At 41.1% G+C, this 21,783-nt stretch carries 24 protein-coding genes; 5 read left to right on the plus strand and 19 right to left on the minus strand.

All coding sequences use genetic code 11. The annotated features are described in order from the left end of the window. The 12 genes from MTF67_RS15890 to rpsJ all read right to left on the minus strand — a co-directional run bounded on the left by MTF67_RS15890 (window position 1) and on the right by rpsJ (window position 5,898). Entirely contained in the window at window positions 1-762 is a 762-nt protein-coding gene (locus tag MTF67_RS15890; RefSeq protein WP_248520070.1) for a hypothetical protein, read from the minus strand. 172 nt (window positions 763-934) lie between these two features. After that, on the minus strand, window positions 935-1,192 hold the full coding sequence (gene rpsQ, locus MTF67_RS15895; RefSeq protein WP_006791355.1) for a 30S ribosomal protein S17: 258 nt from the start codon (window positions 1,190-1,192) through the stop codon (window positions 935-937). Continuing rightward, on the minus strand, window positions 1,192-1,383 hold the full coding sequence (gene rpmC / locus MTF67_RS15900; RefSeq protein WP_004588692.1) for a 50S ribosomal protein L29: 192 nt from the start codon (window positions 1,381-1,383) through the stop codon (window positions 1,192-1,194). The genes rpsQ and rpmC overlap by 1 nt, the downstream gene beginning before the upstream one ends. After that, window positions 1,383-1,796 (minus strand): 50S ribosomal protein L16, encoded by a 414-nt coding sequence (rplP, locus tag MTF67_RS15905; protein ID WP_002957890.1) that lies wholly within the window; start codon window positions 1,794-1,796, stop codon window positions 1,383-1,385. The genes rpmC and rplP overlap by 1 nt, the downstream gene beginning before the upstream one ends. Before the next feature lie 12 nt (window positions 1,797-1,808). After that, window positions 1,809-2,510 (minus strand): 30S ribosomal protein S3, encoded by a 702-nt coding sequence (gene rpsC / locus MTF67_RS15910; protein WP_006791356.1) that lies wholly within the window; start codon window positions 2,508-2,510, stop codon window positions 1,809-1,811. 11 nt (window positions 2,511-2,521) lie between these two features. Beyond that, complete coding sequence (gene rplV / locus MTF67_RS15915; protein WP_006791357.1) at window positions 2,522-2,854, minus strand: 50S ribosomal protein L22; 333 nt, start codon at window positions 2,852-2,854, stop codon at window positions 2,522-2,524. A 13-nt stretch (window positions 2,855-2,867) separates the two neighbouring features. Beyond that, window positions 2,868-3,146, minus strand: coding sequence for a 30S ribosomal protein S19 (gene rpsS, locus MTF67_RS15920; RefSeq protein ID WP_004588689.1), 279 nt, complete (start codon window positions 3,144-3,146; stop codon window positions 2,868-2,870). A 15-nt stretch (window positions 3,147-3,161) separates the two neighbouring features. Then, a complete protein-coding gene (rplB, locus tag MTF67_RS15925) occupies window positions 3,162-3,986 on the minus strand; it encodes a 50S ribosomal protein L2 (RefSeq protein ID WP_006791358.1) in 825 nt (274 codons plus the stop codon). A 15-nt stretch (window positions 3,987-4,001) separates the two neighbouring features. Next, a complete protein-coding gene (rplW, locus tag MTF67_RS15930; protein ID WP_006791359.1) occupies window positions 4,002-4,304 on the minus strand; it encodes a 50S ribosomal protein L23 in 303 nt (100 codons plus the stop codon). Then, complete coding sequence (gene rplD, locus MTF67_RS15935; RefSeq protein ID WP_006791360.1) at window positions 4,301-4,906, minus strand: 50S ribosomal protein L4; 606 nt, start codon at window positions 4,904-4,906, stop codon at window positions 4,301-4,303. The genes rplW and rplD overlap by 4 nt, the downstream gene beginning before the upstream one ends. 17 nt (window positions 4,907-4,923) lie before the next feature. Then, window positions 4,924-5,559: a 50S ribosomal protein L3 gene (gene rplC, locus MTF67_RS15940; RefSeq protein WP_006791361.1), complete on the minus strand. Its 636-nt coding sequence runs from the start codon at window positions 5,557-5,559 to the stop codon at window positions 4,924-4,926. A gap of 27 nt (window positions 5,560-5,586) precedes the next feature. Next, entirely contained in the window at window positions 5,587-5,898 is a 312-nt protein-coding gene (gene rpsJ, locus MTF67_RS15945; RefSeq protein WP_002957900.1) for a 30S ribosomal protein S10, read from the minus strand. A gap of 419 nt (window positions 5,899-6,317) precedes the next feature. Here rpsJ and plsB point away from each other — a divergent pair, with 419 nt between their 5' ends. Next, complete coding sequence (plsB, locus tag MTF67_RS15950; RefSeq protein ID WP_248520071.1) at window positions 6,318-8,756, plus strand: glycerol-3-phosphate 1-O-acyltransferase PlsB; 2,439 nt, start codon at window positions 6,318-6,320, stop codon at window positions 8,754-8,756. 19 nt (window positions 8,757-8,775) lie between these two features. Here plsB and tesB read toward each other — a convergent pair whose 3' ends face one another. Next, a complete protein-coding gene (tesB, locus tag MTF67_RS15955) occupies window positions 8,776-9,633 on the minus strand; it encodes an acyl-CoA thioesterase II (protein ID WP_006791363.1) in 858 nt (285 codons plus the stop codon). A gap of 77 nt (window positions 9,634-9,710) precedes the next feature. Between tesB and MTF67_RS15960 the strand changes: the two genes are divergently transcribed. Beyond that, window positions 9,711-10,172, plus strand: a complete 462-nt coding sequence (locus tag MTF67_RS15960) for an EVE domain-containing protein (protein ID WP_058429970.1) — start codon at window positions 9,711-9,713, stop codon at window positions 10,170-10,172. A 16-nt stretch (window positions 10,173-10,188) separates the two neighbouring features. Here the strand turns inward: MTF67_RS15960 and MTF67_RS15965 are convergent, their stop codons facing one another. Together MTF67_RS15965 and MTF67_RS15970 are read right to left on the minus strand one after the other, a co-directional pair. Next, window positions 10,189-10,392 (minus strand): PLDc N-terminal domain-containing protein, encoded by a 204-nt coding sequence (locus tag MTF67_RS15965; RefSeq protein WP_006791365.1) that lies wholly within the window; start codon window positions 10,390-10,392, stop codon window positions 10,189-10,191. Continuing rightward, a complete protein-coding gene (locus MTF67_RS15970; protein ID WP_010557641.1) occupies window positions 10,392-11,459 on the minus strand; it encodes a potassium channel family protein in 1,068 nt (355 codons plus the stop codon). The genes MTF67_RS15965 and MTF67_RS15970 overlap by 1 nt, the downstream gene beginning before the upstream one ends. 178 nt (window positions 11,460-11,637) lie before the next feature. Between MTF67_RS15970 and MTF67_RS15975 the strand changes: the two genes are divergently transcribed. Next, window positions 11,638-12,948, plus strand: coding sequence for a TIGR00366 family protein (locus MTF67_RS15975; RefSeq protein ID WP_039038287.1), 1,311 nt, complete (start codon window positions 11,638-11,640; stop codon window positions 12,946-12,948). Window positions 12,949-12,991: 43 nt separating this feature from the next. Here the strand turns inward: MTF67_RS15975 and MTF67_RS15980 are convergent, their stop codons facing one another. Further along, window positions 12,992-14,008 (minus strand): site-2 protease family protein, encoded by a 1,017-nt coding sequence (locus MTF67_RS15980; RefSeq protein WP_058429967.1) that lies wholly within the window; start codon window positions 14,006-14,008, stop codon window positions 12,992-12,994. A gap of 116 nt (window positions 14,009-14,124) precedes the next feature. Further along, entirely contained in the window at window positions 14,125-15,201 is a 1,077-nt protein-coding gene (locus MTF67_RS15985; RefSeq protein WP_008129553.1) for a hemolysin family protein, read from the minus strand. 84 nt (window positions 15,202-15,285) lie between these two features. Between MTF67_RS15985 and MTF67_RS15990 the strand changes: the two genes are divergently transcribed. Further along, window positions 15,286-17,781 carry a prolyl oligopeptidase family serine peptidase gene (locus tag MTF67_RS15990; protein WP_248520072.1) on the plus strand — a complete coding sequence of 832 codons (2,496 nt, stop codon included), beginning with the start codon at window positions 15,286-15,288 and terminating at the stop codon, window positions 17,779-17,781. A gap of 183 nt (window positions 17,782-17,964) precedes the next feature. After that, window positions 17,965-18,669, plus strand: a complete 705-nt coding sequence (locus tag MTF67_RS15995; protein WP_006791373.1) for a response regulator transcription factor — start codon at window positions 17,965-17,967, stop codon at window positions 18,667-18,669. Between the two features lie 33 nt (window positions 18,670-18,702). Here the strand turns inward: MTF67_RS15995 and MTF67_RS16000 are convergent, their stop codons facing one another. Both MTF67_RS16000 and MTF67_RS16005 read right to left on the minus strand, forming a co-directional pair. Continuing rightward, the gene (locus tag MTF67_RS16000; RefSeq protein ID WP_248520073.1) at window positions 18,703-20,211 is read right to left on the minus strand and encodes a YifB family Mg chelatase-like AAA ATPase; all 1,509 of its coding nucleotides are present in this window, start codon (window positions 20,209-20,211) and stop codon (window positions 18,703-18,705) included. 34 nt (window positions 20,212-20,245) lie between these two features. After that, window positions 20,246-20,860: a trimeric intracellular cation channel family protein gene (locus MTF67_RS16005; protein ID WP_006791375.1), complete on the minus strand. Its 615-nt coding sequence runs from the start codon at window positions 20,858-20,860 to the stop codon at window positions 20,246-20,248. Between the last annotated feature and the right edge of the window lie 923 nt (window positions 20,861-21,783).

Genomic DNA, 21,783 nt, shown 5'->3' on the forward strand with positions numbered 1-21,783 from the left:
CTACTTAATGGGCTTTTTAGTATTCCACTTATCCATTATTTTATTATATAGAATACGATCGTTATCTTTACATGGCCTTGGCGATCCCGTTGGTAAGCCTACTTTACCCATAACGCCATTAAAATCAATCTTGTAGCACATACCTTTGTACATTTCCACCCGCTGACTACCATCTGCGCTTTGCCACAATACCGCTGATTTGAAATCACTAGAATGCTCAATTGGAACCGTTATGTGTTGGTGATTTTTGCTCTTTGGCAAAGTTGCTATCTGCGGGAAATCAAAGGATACAATATCATTACTGGACATTGAAAACGGAGTTATTGGTGCGTACGGATCAATTTTTTTAAATGGCTGCTGCTGAGCTTTTGAATTAACCTTATTTTTTATAGGCTCAATCGCGGCTTTATTTAAATTATGCTTTTTTCTATCAGTACTTATGGCAATGCTTTTACTTGTCTCAGTGGCATTCTCTGGTAAATTTAATTTTAATCGCTGAGCGCCCTTAAAGTCATGCCCTTTAATCGGCTTAGGTGTTAACTCACCTGCATCAAGCGCGGTATCATTTTCAGGGAATGAAGCATTCGGCTGTTTACTTTTTGTATTACTGGGTAATGTTGTAAGGTCCACCATTACATACGCTTTTATCACTTTGCCTGCGTATGGCTGTGCTATCTCAATCGTTTGCCTCGAAACCAAATAAATAACAACAATATGAAAACCAATTGATATACCCCACGCTTTATAGTTACCTTTCAACACATCAACTCCCTGTGAACAGTTTACTTTATGAGTATAACTGGGCAGGTTTAGTTCATTTGCAAAGGTGCATTGTCGGTCTAAAAATTATCAATAAGGTGCTTTACTACAGTACTAAATACAAAAAGCCCCAGCTAATGCCGGGGCTTTTTTACAAAACTAACTTAATTAAAAATTAAGCTTGTTTTGGACTAGAAACAACGTCTACTAAAGTCCAAGATTTATTCTTAGAAATTGGTGCACATTCACGGATAGTAACTACGTCACCCGCTTTTGCTGTGTTGTTTTCGTCATGTACGTGTAGCTTAGTTGTACGTTTAATGAATTTCCCATAGATTGGGTGCTTCACGTAACGTGCGATTGCGATAGTGAAAGATTTTTCCATCTTGTCGCTAACTACACGGCCTTGAAGAGTACGAATTTTATCGCTCATTATTGACCTGCCTTCTGGTTAATAATTGTTTTTACACGCGCGATATCGCGACGTACTGTTCTTAGCGTGTGTGTCTGAGCTAACTGACCAGTGCTTGCTTGCATGCGCAGGTTAAACTGCTCACGAAGAAGTCCTAGAAGTTCAGCATTAAGCTCTTCTACGCTTTTGTCTTTTAGTTCGCTTGCTTTCATCACATTACCGTCCGAGTTACGAAAGTTGTTTTGAATGGCAGTTTACGAGCTGCAAGGTCGAATGCTTCACGAGCAAGCTCTTCAGAAACACCTTCCATTTCGTAAAGTACTTTACCAGGCTGAATTTCAGCAACCCAATATTCAACAGAACCTTTACCTTTACCCATACGAACTTCAAGAGGTTTTTCTGTAATCGGTTTGTCAGGGAAGACACGGATCCAGATTTTACCTTGACGTTTCACGTGACGCGTCATAGCACGACGAGCTGCTTCGATTTGACGAGCAGTCATGCGGCCACGGCCAGTAGCTTTCAATCCGAAAGTACCGAAGCTTACTTTGTTACCGTTTTGCGCTAAACCGCGGTTGCGGCCTTTGTGCATTTTACGGAATTTTGTACGTTTTGGCTGTAACATTACTCGCTACCTCTACTTAGCACTTTTCTTGGCTTTCTTTGGTGCGCGTTTAGCTGGCTTCTCTTGCTCTTGTACTAGTGGTAAACCACCAATAACTTCGCCTTTGAAGATCCAAACTTTAACACCAATGATACCATAAGTGGTTAAGGCTTCAGAAGTTGCGTAGTCGATATCAGCACGAAGAGTATGTAGAGGTACACGACCTTCACGATACCATTCTGAACGTGCGATTTCTGCGCCGCCAAGACGACCGCTAACTTCAACTTTAATCCCTTTTGAACCGATGCGCATTGCATTTTGTACCGAACGCTTCATAGCGCGACGGAACATAACACGACGCTCTAGTTGAGAGGCAATGCCGTCTGCTACTAGTTGTGCATCAAGTTCTGGCTTACGTACTTCAGAGATATTAATCTGAGCAGGTACACCAGCGATTTTAGTTACTGCTTGACGTAATTTTTCTACGTCTTCGCCTTTTTTACCGATAACAACACCCGGACGAGCCGTGTGGATTGTTACGCGGATTGATTTTGCTGGACGCTCAATAACGATTTTAGACACAGAAGCTGTTTTTAATTCCTTTGTAAGGAATGCACGAACTTTGTGATCGCCAAAAAGCTGATCAGAGAAATCTTTAGAACTCGCGTACCAGGTAGAAACCCAAGGTTTAGATATACCTAGGCGAATACCAGTAGGATGAACTTTTTGTCCCATTACTTATACTCCTAGCTATCTGAAACCATAACAGTGATATGGCTTGTACGCTTAAGGATGCGGTCTGCGCGTCCTTTAGCACGAGGCATAATACGTTTCATTGTAGGACCATCGTCCACAAAGATCGTAGTTACACGAAGCTCATCAATGTCAGCACCTTCGTTATGCTCTGCGTTAGCAATAGCAGACTCAAGTACTTTCTTAACTAATACAGCCGCTTTTTTCGGGCTGTACGCCAGGATTTCTAGTGCGCGATCGACAGGTAACCCGCGGATCTGATCTGCAACTAGACGTGCTTTTTGCGCCGAACCAGAGGCGAATTTATGTTTAGCTAATGCTTGCATTTATCTTCCCCTCTTAACGTTTCTTCGCTTTCTTATCCGCAGCATGGCCGCGGTAAGTGCGAGTTGGTGCAAATTCACCTAGTTTGTGACCGATCATTTCGTCAGAAACGAAAACTGGTACGTGCTGGCGACCATTATGGACAGCAATGGTCAATCCGATCATGTTAGGTATGATCATTGAACGACGGCTCCAAGTTTTAATTGGCTTTTTCTCACCGCTTTCCAAAGCTTTCTCTACCTTCTTCAGCAAGTGTAGGTCTATAAAAGGACCCTTCTTGAGAGAGCGTGGCATGGCTATTCCTCAATATTACTTAGTACGACGACGTACTATAAATTTATCCGTACGCTTGTTCTTACGCGTCTTCGCACCCTTAGTCGGCTTACCCCATGGAGACACAGGATGACGACCACCAGAAGTACGACCTTCACCACCACCGTGTGGGTGATCAACCGGGTTCATGGCAACACCACGAACTGTCGGACGAATACCACGCCAGCGGTTTGCACCTGCTTTACCAAGTGAACGAAGCATATGCTCAGCATTGCCAACTTCACCAAGTGTAGCACGACAATCAGCTTCAACTTTACGTACTTCGCCTGAACGAAGACGTAATGTTACATACTGACCATCACGTGCAAGAATTTGAACGTAAGCACCAGCAGAACGTGCGATTTGTGCACCTTTACCTGGTTTTAATTCTACGTTGTGAACAGTCGAACCTACAGGCATATTACGCATTGGTAGTGCATTACCAGCTTTGATTGGTGCATCAACACCAGACTGGATTGCATCACCAGCTTTTAAGCCTTTAGGTGCGATAATGTAACGACGCTCACCGTCTGCATATAATACAAGAGCGATGTTTGCGCTACGATTTGGATCGTATTCTAAACGTTCAACAGTAGCTGGAATGCCATCTTTAGTACGTTTAAAATCGATTAAACGGTAATGATGTTTATGACCACCACCGATATGACGAACCGTAATACGACCATTGTTATTACGACCACCTGATTTAGAGTTTTTCTCTAAAAGTGGTGCGTATGGCTTACCCTTATGTAAATCAGAGTTAACCACTTTAACTAGGTGACGACGACCCGCAGAAGTAGGCTTACACTTTTGAAGTGCCATAATTCTATCCCCTTATTACTCGGCGCCGCCGACAAAGTCTAGCTCGCTGCCTTCTTTAAGAGTAACGTAAGCTTTCTTCCAGTCGCTACGACGACCGAAACGCATGCCAGTACGTTTTGTTTTACCCTTAACGTTAAGTGTGCGAACACCCGTTACTTCTACTTCAAAAAGCTTCTCAACTGCTGCTTTAATTTCAGCTTTAGTTGCGTCATTTACTACTTTGAAAACAATTGTGTTGTTTTCTTCAGCAGCAATTGTGCTTTTTTCAGAGATGTGTGGAGCAAGGATCACTTTTAAAAGACGTTCTTCACGGATCATGCTAGCGCCTCCTCAAGTTGCTTAACAGCAGCGGCTGTAATAAGTACCTTGTCGAAAGCAATTAAGCTTACAGGATCGATACCAGCTACATCACGCGTGTCAACCTTATAAAGGTTACGTGCTGATAAGAAAAGATTTTCATCTACTTCTTCAGTCACGATAAGTACATCTTTAAGCTCAAGCTCTTTTAGCTTAGCTACTAGATCTTTAGTTTTTGGTGCTTCAAGACCAAAACTTTCAACAACGATTAAACGCTCTTGACGAACTAGTTCAGATAGGATGCTTTTGATCGCACCACGGTACATTTTACGGTTTACTTTTTGGCTGTGGTCTTGTGGTTTAGCTGCGAAGCTAACGCCACCTGAACGCCAAATTGGACTACGGATTGTACCAGCACGTGCACGGCCAGTACCTTTTTGAGCCCATGGTTTTTTACCACCACCGCTTACTTCAGAACGTGTCTTCTGAGCACGAGTACCTTGACGAGCACCTGCTGCGTAAGCAACAACTACTTGGTGTACTAATGCTTCGTTAAACTCACGTCCAAAAGTAGCTTCAGAAACTTCAAGAGCGCCAGAAGCGTCTTTGATTGCTAATTCCATCACTAAATCTCCAGGACTTATGCTTTAACAGCTGGTTTAACGATAACGTCACCGCCGATAGATCCAGGTACTGCACCTTTCACTAAAAGCAAGTTACGCTCAGCGTCAACGCGAACTAGTTCTAAGTTTTGAGTCGTTACACGCTCAGCACCCATATGACCGGCCATTTTCTTACCTTTAAACACCTTACCAGGTGATTGGTTTTGACCGATTGAACCAGGAGCACGGTGAGATAGAGAGTTACCATGTGTAGCGTCTTGCATGCTGAAATTCCAGCGCTTAACACCACCTTGGAAACCTTTACCTTTAGAAGTACCGGTTACGTCAACCTTGTTGATTTCGTTGAATAACTCAACAGTAAGCTCTGCGCCTACTTCAAAATCGCCTTCACCACCGTTAAGGCGGAATTCCCACAGACCGCGACCCGCTTCAACGCCAGCTTTAGCGAAGTGACCCGCTGAAGCTTTGTTTACACGACTTGCTTTTTTAGTGCCTGCGGTTACTTGAAGCGCGTTATAACCGTCTGTTGCGTCAGATTTGATCTGAGCAATGCGGTTAGGTGTCGCTTCAATAACTGTCACAGGGATAGATACACCATCTTCAGTGAAGATTCGTGTCATACCCACTTTACGACCGACTAGACCTAATGCCATTTTCCTAAAACCTCTCTAATCTTCCGATTAACCCAGGCTGATTTGAACATCAACACCAGCAGCAAGATCTAAACGCATAAGCGCGTCAACAGTCTTGTCAGTTGGTTCTACGATGTCTATCAGACGTTTATGGGTGCGGATTTCGTACTGATCACGCGCATCTTTGTTTACGTGCGGTGAAGTAAGTACAGTAAAACGTTCAAAGCGTGTAGGTAGTGGGATTGGACCACGTACTTGTGCGCCAGTGCGTTTCGCAGTTTCCACGATTTCTGCCGTTGATTGGTCAATCAAACGGTGGTCAAAAGCTTTTAGGCGAATACGAATGCGTTGATTTGACATTCTTAACCTCAATATAAAGAGCATTTAAAAGAGCATAAAAAAACGACCGAAACAATCTTAATTATTAAGATGTCGGCTGTTTGATTATATCTACGTTGAGTTCCAAATCGGAACTCCTGTTTATTAGCTTGAAATCCAAGCTTAATTTATCCTTCCAAGTTCCCGGGGGAATTTTGAAAGCCTGCGTATTATAGAGGTATTGGTGATAAATGCAACAACTAATTCAAAACAAAGTATCAATGATTAATTCGTCTAAATAAGTGCCAGCTTATATTATGTGACTATACTGGAACTAAATTTTTCAATGCGGGTCAATAGCTGCATTAACTAATCTCATTTCGTAAAGAAGCGATTTTTTAGATAATATGGTATCCTATCACGCTAATTTTGCTTTTTAACACCCTCAATATGGTGAGTCGATGCGTATTTTTAATTATTGTTTAAACGTTTTATCTGCTGGATTTAGTCGCTTATTTGTTAAAAGCAAAGTCCTCCCAGAAAACCCTATTAAACAGTACGATTTAAATCATGATTACCCTACATTTTATATAGTGCGTTTAAATTCTCGTTTTGATCTTGCGGCGCTGGCTCATGCTTGTAAAAAACACGGCTTACCTAGTCCTACTGAAGAGCAAATATTAGGTGATGAACATTTAGAGCGATTTATTGGTATTAAAAATCCCCCACCTTTATTTGGCGATACAGCAAAACCAACCAATGCACTAGCACAAGGCAAACAAATAATTGATCACCTTATAAATAGTGGCCAAAAAAATGTACAAGTGATACCTGCAACTATTTTATGGGGACGCGATCCAGGTAAAGAAAAACCAGGATTACGTACTTTAATAACGCATTCGGTTACACCAAGCTGGTTTAGAAAGTTTTTTGTTGTGTTGTTTTCTGGTCGCGACAACTTTATTCGCTTTAGCCAACCACTCGACTTATCACTTATTGTAAATGAAAAAGCTGATGTAAATGAGCTACCACAAAAATTACTACGTGTTGCCCGGGTTCACTTTAAGCGTCAAAAACTGGCAGCCACAGGCCCAAAAATGCCATCGCGCGAGCAATTGTTTAACTCTCTTCTTGCTTCACCAACAATAAAAAAAGCCATTCAGGATGAAGCAAAAGCTAAAAATATTAGCCAAACCGAGGCGCGTCAAAATGCGCTTAAGCTACTTGATGAAATAGCCGCAAACTATTCTGAAGCAATGATACGCGTTGCTGATCGCTTTTTAACATGGCTTTGGAATAAGCTATACAACGGCATACACATAAAACACACAGAGCAATTGCATGAACTAACTAATAAAGGCCATGAAATTATTTACATGCCTTGTCATCGCAGCCATATGGACTACTTGCTTCTTACTTACTCTATTTACCATTTAGGTTTGGTGCCACCGCATATAGCCGCAGGTGTTAACCTTAACTTTTTTCCTGCCGGTGGCATATTTCGCCGCTCGGGTGCATTTTTTATTCGCCGCTCGTTTGCAGGCAATAAACTGTACTCAGCTATTTTTAAAGAATATTTGAGTCAGTTATTTATTAAAGGTTACTCAGTTAAGTTTTACACAGAAGGCGGGCGTAGCCGTACAGGGCGTTTGTTACCGCCCAAAACAGGTATGCTTGCAATGACCTTTCAAGCCATGCTACGCGGTATCGATCGACCAGTATCAATAGTCCCTGTGTATATTGGCTACGAACATGTCATGGAAATAAATACGTACCTTAAAGAGCTTGCTGGAAAAGATAAGAAAGGCGAGTCGGTATTTGGTATTTTTAAAGCGATAAAAAACCTTAAAAACTACGGACGTGGTTACCTAAATTTTGGCGATCCTATTTCGGTTAACCAATATTTAAATGATAACCAACCCGACTGGCGCGACGCGGTTCACCCAACTGACGTACAAAAACCTCAGTGGTTAGGCCCACAAGTTGCAGCCTTAGCAGACCAAGTTATGGTTAAAATTAATAATGCAGCTGCTTTAAATGCTGTTAACTTACTAGCAATGGTATTGCTAGTAAACGACAAGCACGCTTTAAGTAAACCAAAGCTATTAGCTCAGCTCGATTTTTACTTACGCCTGCAGCGTGATGCAAGTTATAGCGATAAAGTAACCGCGCCTGACGAAACGCCTGAGCAACTTCTTACACATGCCTTAAAACTTAACAAATTTGATGTGATAAGTGATGAGTTTGGCGAAATTATTGCCATTAGCGATAAAGAAAAAACACTCTTTAATTATTACCGTAACAATATTTTGCATCTATTTGCAGTACCTAGTTTGTTGGCATTGCACTTATTTAAGCAGCACACAACAACAATTAAGCAATGTGAACAATTAGTACATTCGTTTTATCCGCTATTTGCCAAAGAGTGGTATTTACAGCCCCTTGATGAAAACTACATTACGCGTATCTTGGCCAATTTTGCTGATCAAAACTTAATTGAATTTGATGGCGACAATATACACATTACTAATACCAACGACTGCTTAGCAAAATTAGAAATGCTAGGGCGAGCATTGAGCTTCACTCTGCAACGCTACGCCATTGTGATTGGTTTTATACAAACGAGTAATGGCATTGAAAAGGCTGAGCTTGAGCGAGAAAGCCAAGTATTAGCAGATCGCTTAGGCACATTACACGGCATTAAAACACCAGAGTTTTTTGATAAAAAAGTACTGGTTGGTTTTATCGATAACTTACGTGGTGAAGGGCTTGTTACAGAAGGCGACAATGGCTTGGTGGGCAGTACGCAATTGTGCGAAACCTATTCACAACTTAAAACATTGCTACCTGCCCGTATATGGCAATCGATTAGCGACATTGTTCAAGATCAGTGTAACTAGCCGCTATACATAGATAGGGTTAGCGCTGACGCATAACCCCTTCTTGAATTGTTGAGGCAACCAAGTTGCCTTGGCGATCAAAAAATTGCCCTCTTACCAGCCCTCGGCCTGAGCTCGCACTCGGGCTGTCTATGGTGTATAAAATCCAGTCGTCTAATCTAAACGAGCGATGAAACCACATTGCATGGTCAATTGTTGCGACCTGCATATTTGGCTGCATAAACGACACGCCATGCGGCTGTAATGCAGTTGGTAAAAACTCAAAGTCTGATGCATAAGCCAATAGGTAATTATGAATACGCTGATCATCGGGCATGTCACCATTCGCTCTAAACCAAATATGTTTAACTGGCTCAATCGCTTCTGGTTTAAAGGGGTTATGAAATGTCACAGGGCGCATTTCAATAGGCATTTCGCGAATAAATTTATTACGAATTACCTCGGGTATATGCTCAGCATTTTCTTGATAAAACTCAAGCGACGAACGTAGCTCTTCCGGTTGCGGTACATCTGGCATCGTTGCCTGATGCGAAAGTCCGTCTTCAACCGCCTGAAAAGATGCAGTCATATAAAAAATAGGCTTGCCGTATTGAATTGCACTTACACGACGGGTACTGAAGCTTTTGCCATCGCGAATAGTTTCAACATCGTAAACGATAGGTTTAGCAGCATCCCCTGGGCGTAAAAAGTAAGAATGTAAAGAGTGAACAATACGTCCAGCCGGTAGGGTTTCCTTTGCTGCTGATAGCGCTTGCCCCATAACCTGACCACCAAAAACAGCTCTAAAACCCAAATCTTGGCTTTGCCCTCGGTATAACCCTTGCTCTATTTCTTCAAGTGTTAATAACGATAATAAATCATCTAAAACTTGGCTCATTATATGTTCCTCAATTCCCTAATAACTTAATGATACTATAGACTACAACTATGTAAATCTTTGTTAGGAATACAACTATGGCTTACTGGCTGTTTAAAACCGAACCCGATGCTTTTTCAATTGACGACCTAAAACACGCACCTAATCAAACAACATTATGGGAAGGTGTACGAAATTACCAAGCCCGAAACTTTTTGCGTGATGATGTTAAAGAAGGCGATTTAGTGATGATTTATCACTCAAGCTGCAAAAACGTAGGTGTAGCGGGTATAGCAAAGATAACAAGCGCAGCCTATCCAGATCCTACTCAATTTGACCTAAATAGCGATTATTATGACCCTAAAGCCACCAGCGATTCACCGCGTTGGGTAGTCGTTGACGTAACCTACCACCAACATTTGAATAAACTGGTTAGCTTAAAATCTATAAAAGCAAACGACAGTATTACAGAGTTGGCACTAAAAAAAGCAGGAAGATTATCGGTTATGCCCGTAACAGAGCATGATTGGAATGAAATTATGAATATGGCTAAAGAGTAAAGTTGTAACGCCGTACTTATTTTTTTACTGCTTTTTTCTTTTTGTGCCCGTGCTTGGGCACAATGGCAAAATACATAATGAGCCCTAACCACGAAAAAAAGATGATACCGATGAGCCAACCGTTTTTTTCGTGGCCTTGCGTACGCTTACTGTTTAGTACAATGACTACAGGTAAAATGTACGCACTTAAAATAACAATTAAAAATATAACTTCATTCATTATTTTTCCAAGCTTGACCAATCAACTTCGCCGCTCAATACACGCTCAACAGAAATATAGTGGAGAATATCACCTTCACTCACTTTATAATCCAAAGGTGGATTTAAGTCCATATTTTGAGCACTCAAGTTATGTGCAACACCCAACAAAATAGCGTCGTGCTGCCTTTTAAAATGATGAAACAAGGTGCCAAATTCCATTTCCTTACAGCCACTGGGTACTTTTAAGCTAAATTGTGTATCACCATGTAATGTAGAAAGCAGCTCTTCTTGTACTCGACTAGAGCCGGGGTCTTGCATTGAACGAACTAATATTTCAGCCGACTTAGCACTGCTACATTCTATATTTTGACAATGCTCCAGTAGCATATCGACCTTGGTTTCATCTAAAAAGTGAGCACTAATATGACACTCATCTTTTACTAAGCGGCTAATACGCAGCGCAGTAGTAAATGTTTGGTCGTCGTCTTGCCCATCAATAATTACTTTATCGGCGTGACTTATTGCTACACGCTCTAACTCTGCTAAATCAGTAAAGCTAGAAAGACGCGCAAAATCAACCTGCTCATTTGCTAAAAACGGATGATCCATCTGCTCTGTTACCGCGAGTAAAATACGACGTTCAGTGCGCTTTGTATCCGCCAAAATGTAATCAATCATTTTTTTAGTTCTGGTATCGTGCCAACCAAAAATAATGATGTGGTTATTACTGTGAGCAAAATCTTTATCACCAGTCATAGCGTGCCTAATTAAATAAGTAACAGTTTGCCCTGCTTTTCCAAGCAAAACACCAAATAAAGCTAAACCAAACGGAATTTGTATTAAAGCAACCACCCATCGACCAAGCTCTGTTGTCGGGCTAAAATCACCATATCCTACTGTTGACGTTGTCACTGTGTAATAGTAAAAAAAAGTGGTTATAGAGGTTAACGCCTGTTCGTTGGCAGCATACAGTAGCAACCAGGTTACGAGCATATGAGTTAAAATTGCAAAGGTCACTGCTTGCCAGCTCAATTGATCAATATGAGCGCGAACAAGTAACGCTAACCTTTTAAATATCACCGGCATAATACAAAATCTTTGTTATTAAATTATCTATAAACAGTACGTTACTGTATGCCTTAGTTTTAATCAACGTTTAAGGTATAGACAGTATAAAACTGTCTCCTGTAATACTAATTGTGATTTGCACATAACCACATTTCGTGATTAATTAATCTACAAACAAACACTAAACTGTATTTTTATGCTTAATAGAATAGCCACCCCATTTACAAAACTGGTTGAGCGTTACCTACCCGACCCATTTATATTTGTAATTTTGCTTACACTTATTACATTTGTCGCTGCCAGTATATTTACCCCTTCCAGCAGTATTAATGTACTGCACGCGTGGGGCAATGGGTTTTGGAACCTATTGAGCTTTGCTATGCAAATGCTGCTTGTACTTATTACAGGCTACATGCTGGCAAGTACACCTCTCATTAGCAAAGTATTAGAGAAACTAGCAACCTTAGCCAACACCGCGCCTAAAGCAATTATATTAGTTACTTTTATCTCACTTTTAGCGAGCTGGCTAAACTGGGGATTTGGCCTTGTTATTGGTGCATTGTTTGCCAAAGCTATTGCAAAACATACCCGTGTAGATTATCGATTATTAGTAGCTAGTGCCTATACTGGCTTTGTTGTATGGCATGGCGGCCTTGCAGGTTCAATTCCGCTAACTATTGCAACACCAGGACACTTTTCACAGGCAAGTATTGGTATTGTGAGTACAGATCAAACCTTATTTGCAGGTTTTAATATTGCCATTTTGATTGGTTTATTTATTATCGTCCCATTAGTAAATCGCTACATGTTACCCAATGACAACGACAGCGTTTATATCGATCCAACCCTATTAAACACCCGCACACCTGCAGCAAGTAAAATAACGCGTCCTTCGCAACATTTAGAACAAAGCAAACTGCTAGGTATGGGCATTGGCTTAATGGGGCTTGCCTACTTAAGCTATTACTTTTTTATCTCTGGTGGCGGCTTAAACCTCAATAGTGTAATTGCCCTGTTTTTATTTTTAGCTATTACGCTACATCAAACTCCTCACAATGTGCTTAATAGCTTACAACAAGCAATTCCGAGTGGTGCGGGAATTGTAATTCAGTTCCCTTTTTATGCCGGTATTATGGCGGTCATGGTCGATACAGGATTAGCACAACAAATATCACAAGGCTTTATTGCCATTGCGGATGCCGATAGCTTGCCATTTTATAGTTTTATTAGTGCAGGACTCGTTAATATGTTTGTGCCCTCCGGTGGCGGACAATGGGCTGTACAGGCACCTATTGTAATACCCGCAGCGCAAGAGCTGGGCGCCGATATATCCCGTGTTGCTATGGCTGTGGCATGGGGCGATGCGTGGACCAATTTAATTCAACCTTTTTGGGCACTGCCCGTATTGGCTATAGCGGGCCTAAAGGCAAGAGATATTATGGGCTTTTGCGTGGTACAACTGATTATTACTGGGGTATTTATATCGCTGGTATTGAGCTTTTATTAATAAAGCTTTGCGCGTAGTTAAAAATTAACTGCGCGCACAATTATCAGCTAGACAAAATTGTCATCGGCAAACTGAGTATTGGATTGTCAGAATCTGCAAAATGCATCATCACTGCTACATGCCCTGCAACTACAAGTGCGTACATAACGGCTGAAAAACCTTGTCCGTATTTATCTAGTGGTATTAAATGCGAGTAATGTCGTCCGCGCCATTCAAACACAATTTCTAGCGCCCCAACAAATAAAAAGAACACCAGTAACATTAAGCCAAATGTATAACTAAGCCATAAGCCAAAAAACACACCCAGCAAGCATACACTTAGTCCAATCCATGAGCGCATAGAAAAGCTGATACTCTTTAATACATGCCCACCATCTAGCGGTAAAATTGGCAGTAAGTTAAATAAATTAAGCAATGCACTGAGTACCGCAACACCAGCAAATATTTCCATCTCCGTGGCGTAATATAAAACAACACCCAACACAGAGGTTATTAAGCCAAAAGCAGGCCCCATGAGCGATATGACCACATCTTGCCAGCGGGTTGTTATTTTATCGTCACTGACAGCTAAGCCACCCACAAATGGGATTAAGTAAATACCTTTGGTTTTTATGCCAAAGTACTTCATAGCTCTTACATGCCCATACTCATGCACCACTAAACACGCAATAAGCATAAGCGCAAATTCAATGCTAAATAACCAGGCATACCCAGCAACAGATGCACCTGCCAACGCAGCCTTTACTACTTTTGCGCTTTTAAATAGTTTAAAACCTAACGCAGCAAAACCTAAAAAACCCCTTTTAGGTTCACCATTAACTGGGGCTGGTAAAGCGAGCTGGGTAGCAAATTGCTCATCTACAAATAACGAAATACTTTGCTCGGCAGTTGTGCTGGTATCTATGCCTATTAATTTATCTTGAAAGTTAAATTGATAGTAATGTTCTCGAGGAGTATCAAACGCAATAGCTTGCTGGTTATGAAATACTTGTACTATTTGCTGCCCAGAAACCATTAATGAAAATGGCTGGTCAGCCAAGGTTAGGTCTATTCTTATCATAATTAAAGCCATTTAAAATAATCGCGCTAGTATACCGTTTGGCTAAAAAAACACGAGGGCAGACGTTAACTATTGTATTTAAACAAGTAACAATAGCTAACGTTGCGAGTGAAAGGTTACTTTTCTTCTTCAGGATGTTCGTCTTCTTCACTTACAATATGCGCACTGCTGGCCAAACGCTTACGCCAGCGTTGCTTTGCCACTGCACGCATATTGGTTGACTGATCGCGTTCGTCGACTATCTCTAAGCCCATTAGTGATTCAATCATATCCTCTAGCGTTACTATGCCACGTACTTCTCCGTATTCATCCACAACTAAACATATGTGCGTACGCTGAGTTAGTAGCGTTTGCAATAATGACGATACATTTTGAGATGTGGGTACTGTATAAATTGGTTTGATCAGCTTACTGATTTTATAATCGGTGCCTAAACGATGATACGCCAACATAATATCGTTTTTATGCACAAAACCGACAATGTCGTCGGCATCTTTATCGAATATTAATACGCGGGAAAACGATGACGAACCGTGCTCATTTAAATATTGGTTTACTGTTAAGTCTTTATGTACTTTAAAAATAACTGTGCGTGGCGTCATTAAATCAGACAATTTTGCATGCCTAAAATGTAAAAGATTACGAATAATTTCAGACTCATCTTCGTGCAAAGCGCCCGATTCAGTGCCAATATCGGCCATGGCTTCTATTTCTTGGCGAATATAGTAAGCCTCGTCGTGCTTTGGGCCCATTAGGTTTGTTAACTTTTGCGCACACCACACGAAGGGCTTTAGCGAAATCACCAAAAACCGTAAAGAGTAGGTAACACTTGGCGTTAAGGCACGCCAGTAATTAGCACCCAGAGTTTTTGGAATAATTTCAGAAAGAACCAATACCAATAAGGTCATAATTGCTGAGGCAATCCCCACTGCAGCATCAGAAAAAACCACGGCCGCTTGCGCCCCTACACCCGCCGCACCCGCTGTATGCGCGATGGTGTTTAAAGTCAAAATGGCTGCCAGTGGCTGATCTATATTATTTTTTAGTTTTTCAAGTTGCTTAGCAAGCACAGGTTGCTCTTTTCTGAGTGATGCAACATAGCTTGGCGAAATGCTTAACAGCACCGCTTCCATCACAGAGCACAAAAACGAAATAACAATGGCCACAACCATATAAACAATCAGTAAAGTCACTTTTTCTCCTTTATATTGGGTATGTGAGCATGGTAACAATACATGCTATATTTGACCAAATACCCAATAATAACAGGCACACTAATGAAATTTAATGCACCTTGGTTTTACCGCAACAAGCAATTTAAACGAGCCTTAGGTTTATTAGCCTTTAGCAGTTTAAGCTTTGCAGCAATTGCTGAACCATTGGACAAATCAAAAATTCAATTTATCGGCCCCTTGGCCGAAGATATGCAATTAAAACCTTTTCAAACGCCGCATGGCTCAGCCATTATCAACAACCTTTTGCCACAATTACAAGCAAACTCAGACAGTTTTTCTATTTTCGGTAAAAAACAAAGCTGGCAGCCATTCAATAAAGTAAGCGCACTTACCCTTGGCGGACTGCAAGCACTAAAATTTAATATTGAAACAGAGCGTTTTACACAAGGCACCTTAACATTAAAAGGGATTGAAAAGGGGCAATTATTTATTAATGGCGAACCCCAAAAAGGGGATAAAAACAGTTATAAGCTTGCATTAACTAACTCCACCCACAGCGTTATTATTTTGGCGCAACAAGTCGCAAACTGGAGTGATGTGATTATTGATTTCACCCCTAAGAGTGACACTGATAAAATTACGCTAAATACATCATACACAAAGCGCTTATCAGCAAAGCAACTGTTTGATGCGCCAACCATGAGTAATATATCTTTAGCGCCTAACGCTGAGCAATACATAACCACTAAGCGCACTTACGACGATAAAACTCAAAATAAAGCCAACTTGGTTACCGAGTTAAAAAATACAGATAACTCAACTGTATATCGATTTGAAGATGGGCAACCAAGTAACATTATTTGGAGCCCAGATAATAAGTACTTAGTGTATTTATTAAAGGGTGAGCTTAAACAGCTTAATCGTAAAAGCTTAGCCATTAAAACACTGGCAAGCGACTTAGCTGGCGCCAGTGGCTTCACCTTTTTTAACGACACCAGCCTAGTATTTAGCTGGTCAAAATCACCAGAAAGCAGCAACAACTTAACCAAGCATTATAAAGGCCTTCAAGATCGTTGGTCATACGCGCGCACCACCAGCCAACTTTATATGCTTGATACTAAAAGTGGCTTAACAAAAGCACTTAGCCAAGGCCCGCTTTCTCATAGCTTTGAAGATTTAAATAGTACGCGTGGAAAAGTATTAATGAGCCGTTCGGTTATGGCTATGCAAGCGTCTACTCACCCTGAGACAGAGCTCGTTGAGCTGGATATAAAATCAAACAAGCTCTTGTCACTTGGTAAATTTAAAACATTTAACCAAGCAAAATACGCAAACAAAGACGTGTATGTTGTTGCAGGTCCCGACTTTAAAAATGGCGCTGGCAGAGCGTTGCCAAAGTCAATGCTTGCTAATAACTACGACGGACAGCTTTACCTGTTAACTAACAACGGTAAAAATGTTACTGCGCTCAGTAAACAATTCGACCCATCGATTGGTCAGCTAAGCGTGTTAGAAAACGGCGATGCGGTACTTAAAGTGACCGAAAAAGACACTCAGCCATTGTATCTATTCGACCTCAGTAAGCAGCGCTTTAAAAAGTTAAATACCAATGTGGATATTGTAGAAAAATTTAGCGTTTCACATGGGCGCAATTCACAAGTGTTAATCACCGGCACAAGTGCTTTAGCACCGCAACAGCTCAAACGCCTTAATATCAGTAAAAACAAAACCGATTTTATCTGGGACTCAAAACCAATTGCTTATGCCAATACAACAATACCCACCCTTGAAGAGTTTAACTTTACTAATAAAAGTGGCGTTGAAATAACCGGGCGTGTTTATGTGCCAAGTAACCTAGATAAAACTAAAAAGTACCCTGCACTTGTTTATTATTACGGTGGTACATCACCTGTTACCCGTGGTTTTACTGGCCGTTACCCATTTAACTTATGGGCCGAAAACGGTTATGTGGTTTATGTAGTACAACCTACCGGCGCAACAGGTTTTGGACAAAAGTTCTCAGCACAACACGTCAATGCATGGGGTGATTACACCGCCGACGATATTATCGAAGGAACACAGGCTTTTTTGAAACAATACGACTACGTAGATAACACTAAGGTCGGTAATTTAGGTGCCTCTTATGGTGGCTTTATGACCATGCTATTGGCAACAAAAACCGATTTATTTAGCGCTTCTATTTCCCATGCCGGTATTTCAAACTTAACCTCTTATTGGGGCGAAGGTTGGTGGGGCTACTTATACTCTGGTGAAGCATCTAAAAACAGCTTCCCATGGAATAACGCCAATCTGTATAGCCAACATAGCCCGGTATTTCATGCAGACAAAGTAACCACACCATTACTGCTTATTCATGGTGACAGTGATACTAACGTACCCGTAGGCGAAAGCTTAACAATGTACACCGCACTTAAACTACTAAATAAAGACGTGGAGCTTATTGAGTATAAAGGCGCCGATCATCAAATTTTTGCGCGCGATAAGCGCTTTAACTGGTGGAATACTATGTTGGCATATTTTGATAAAAAACTAAAAGACGAACCACAATGGTGGGATTCTATGTACGAAAATAAGTAATTTAAACCGAAATTTTATATCTTTATGAAAAGCGCCCTTGAATATGGGGCGCTTTTTTGATGTTTTATAATTATTTTAATATTTTTGAAATATTAAGTTACTTAAAACTAGCATGTAACCCCTTCTCAGTATTTACCTAATGGTGCTACCATACAAAGCTACAAGCATTTAAAATAAAGTACTATGGCTATTAATGTTTTATTGGTTGAAGACGATGAAATACTCGTTAAACGCATTCAAAATCACTTTGCAGAGACCGAATTTACAATAGAAGTAGACTCAACTGGCGCTGATGCATTGAGCATCGTAAGGCAGCGAGTAAACCTGCGTGATGCATTTACCCTCGCTATTATTGATATTGTACTGCCTAAAATAGACGGCCTTCAGCTCGCCAAAGAACTTAACACACTAACAGATATTGGTGTTATTGTGCTTTCTAGTCGTGATTCACAAGCAGATCGAATAGCAGGCCTTGCCCAAGGTGCTGACGACTATATTTGTAAGCCTGTTGATTTACTTGAGCTTGAACTGCGTATGCGCGCTTTGTATAAACGCGTTGCCGTTAATATGGATAGCGACGAAAGTGAAGAGTTTATTGAATACGCCGACTTTAAATTACACCCCGATAATCGCACCCTTATTACCTCCTCGGGTGTTGAATCACGTTTAACTGAAGCAGAGCACAAAGTACTTATTTGCTTAATAAGTAATGCAGGTAAAGCCACTTCACGTGAAAAAATATCTGAAGAAATAGGCCAACCAGATTGGAGCCCTAACGATCGTACAGTCGATGTTCTTATTGGTCGATTACGTAAAAAACTAAATGATGAAAAAGATCAAAAGCGTATTGTCACTGTGCGCGGTAAAGGTTACATGCTCTCTTTATAGCCGCTAGTAAAAACAGTTTAGCCTCAATTTTAGCTACTTAGTAAGTTGAGCAATTAAGCGTTCAAAGGCTCTGTAATTTAATGCCTCTTTTAAATCGTCTAAGCTAATTTTTTCATTTCCTTTTAAATCACTAATCGTTCGCGCTACTTTAATAACTCTATGGTAAGAGCGCGGCGATAAAGACAGCTTTTCACTGGCCTTAGCTAAAAACTGCAGCTCTGCTGGGGCAAGCTCACAGTGAATACTCATTTCTTTATTATTTAGCCGCGCATTCACTTTGCCTTGGCGTTTTAACTGTATGTAATAAGCCGCTTCTACCCGTGCACGCACTTGTGCGCTGGTTTCTTCTTGTTTAGTGCTTTGCAGTTCTACGCTAGTTAACCGTGGTAGCTCTATTTGCAAATCAATACGGTCAACAAATGGGCCTGATACACGAGATAAATAACGTATAACTTGATCGGGTGTTGCTCTTTTATCGGTATGGCTTCCAGTAGGACTTGGGTTTAACGCTGTAATGAGCTGAAACTGCGCAGGAAACTCCATTTGCCGCGCCGCACGCGAAATAGTTACCGTACCGGTTTCCATTGGCTCACGAAGGGAGTCGAGCACTTTACGCTCAAACTCTGGTAGTTCATCTAAAAATAATACCCCATTGTGTGCTAGCGAAATTTCACCCGGCTTAGGATTTGATGACCCCCCTACTAATGCAACCGCCGAGCAGGTATGGTGAGGATTACGAAAAGGGCGCTGCCGCCAGTTTGTTAAATCGATTGAATGACCAATAATTGAATAAAGTGCAGCAGTTGAAAGCGCCTCATCGTCAGACATAGCCGGCATTATTGTGGCCATTCGCTGAGCAAGCATTGATTTACCGGTTCCCGGTGGACCTAAAAACAACAAATTGTGCCCGCCTGCAGCGGCTATTTCTAATACACGTTTAGCGCCGGGTTGACCTTTTACGTCGCTCAAATCGAGTAAAAAGTCAGGTGCTTGCGTACAGTCTGGATACTCTATATTTAACGGCAACGGCTGCTGGTTTAGTAAATCACCCCATACTTCTTGAATAGAGCTTACCGCTTTACGCTTTACGCCATTTACAAGGCTTGCCAGGCTATCATTAGCTATGGGTAAAAAACAGCAGCGGTTTTGTTCCTTAGCTGCAAGCACAGAGGGCAAAATAGCATTTACTCCGCGTACCTCACCGTTGAGTGCAAGCTCACCGTAAAACTCATATTTATGAATATCAGAGCACACTATTTGCCCTGATGCTACCAAAATGCCTACGGCAATCGCCAAATCAAACCGGCCACCGTCTTTGGGTAAATCAGCTGGGGCTAAATTAACAGTAATACGTTGATCAGGAAAACCAAATTGAGAGTTTTCAAGCGCGCTGCGCACTCTGTCTTTTGACTCTTTAACAGAGGCTTCGGGAAGGCCTACAATGTGGAATGCGGGTAAACCAGTTCCTAAGTGAACCTCTACAATAACTTCAGGGGCATTAATACCCACCTGAGCACGAGAATATATACGAGCTAATGACATTCCTTATCCTAATCAATCCTATGATTAAGTAAGTTTAGTCAGGATATTTAAAAACGTGTAATGTGATTTTCCATTTTATTGCTGAAAAACGTAAGAATAATGTCATCAACATTGCCAATACCATCGCCAGCTCAGTCACAAATGAAAAATACACACTAAGTGTATAAACAATACCACCCGCAATACAGGTAATGGCATAGAGCTCTCCTTTTAACAGCATAGGGATTTCGCGGGCGAGCACATCACGTATTAAGCCTCCAAAACAAGCCGTTATGACTCCCATTATGATTGCTGTCATTTCTGGCATACCTGCAAGTAGTGCTTTTTGAGTACCCATTACAGCAAAAAAAGCCAAACCGAATGCGTCTGCTATTTGAAGTGTGTAATACGGAATGGATTTTTGCTTATTAATAAGCCGAGATGTAATAAGTACAGCAGCTAAAATAGCAAAAAAATAGCTTTGATCATGTAGCCAAAATACAGGAACGTCTAGAATCACATCGCGAACAGTTCCCCCACCAATAGCGGTCACTGTTGCTAATACTACAACCCCAAAACCATCCATTTTTTTTTCGTAGGCCACTAATGTGCCTGAAATAGCAAACACAGCAATGCCGATTAAATCAAACCAGTGATACAGTTCTGTCATGTAAAAGTGCACTTAAAAATATTTCAGCCGTTTTAACATACCCAGCACGAGGTGTTAAGTAATAACGAATTTAAAATGATTGGTATAGTACATGTGGTAAATGTAATAACAGCTTTGCTATTAAGAATTACTGAATTTTAGACATAAAAAGCATGCTTTTAGCATATCACTTTAATAGTGCTTTTTATTTCAGTGGTTGCGGGAGCCGGATTTAAATAGGTGACCTTTGTTTGTTGGCTAATAGAGAGCTGAGACCGACGAGCTACCCATTTCACTGAATTTCAGGCATAAAAAAACACGCTTTTAGCGTGTTGCTTTAATAGTGCTTTTTATTTCAGTGGTTGCGGGAGCCGGATTTTAATAGATGGCCTTTGCTGGCTAATTGAGAGCTGAGACCGACGAGCTATTCATTCCACTTAATTTTAGGCATAAAAAAACACGCTTTTAGTGTGTTGCTTTATATAGTGCTTTTATTTCAGTGATAGCAGGAGCTGGATTTTAATAGATGGCCTTTGCTGGCTAATGGAGAGCTGAGACCGACGAGCTACCCATTTCACTGAATTTCAGGCATAAAAAAACACGCTTTTAGCGTGTTACTTTAATAGTGCTTTTTATTTCAGTGGTTGCGGGAGCCGGATTTTAACAGATGGCCTTTGCTGGCTAATGAAGAACTGAGACCGACGAGCTACCCATTTCACTGAATTTCAGGCATAAAAAGCACGCTTTTAGCGTGTTACTTTAATAGTGCTTTTTATTTCAGTGGTTGCGGGAGCCGGATTTTAATAGATGGCCTTTGCTGGCTAATGGAGAGCTGAGACCGACGAGCTACCCATTTCACTGAATTTTAGGCATAAAAAAACACGCTTTTAGCGTGTTACTTTAATAGTGCTTTTTATTTCAGTGGTTGCGGGAGCCGGATTTTA

The sequence above is a fragment of the Pseudoalteromonas sp. 2CM32C genome (assembly GCF_023161925.1).
In the GTDB taxonomy this organism is placed as follows: domain Bacteria; phylum Pseudomonadota; class Gammaproteobacteria; order Enterobacterales; family Alteromonadaceae; genus Pseudoalteromonas; species Pseudoalteromonas marina.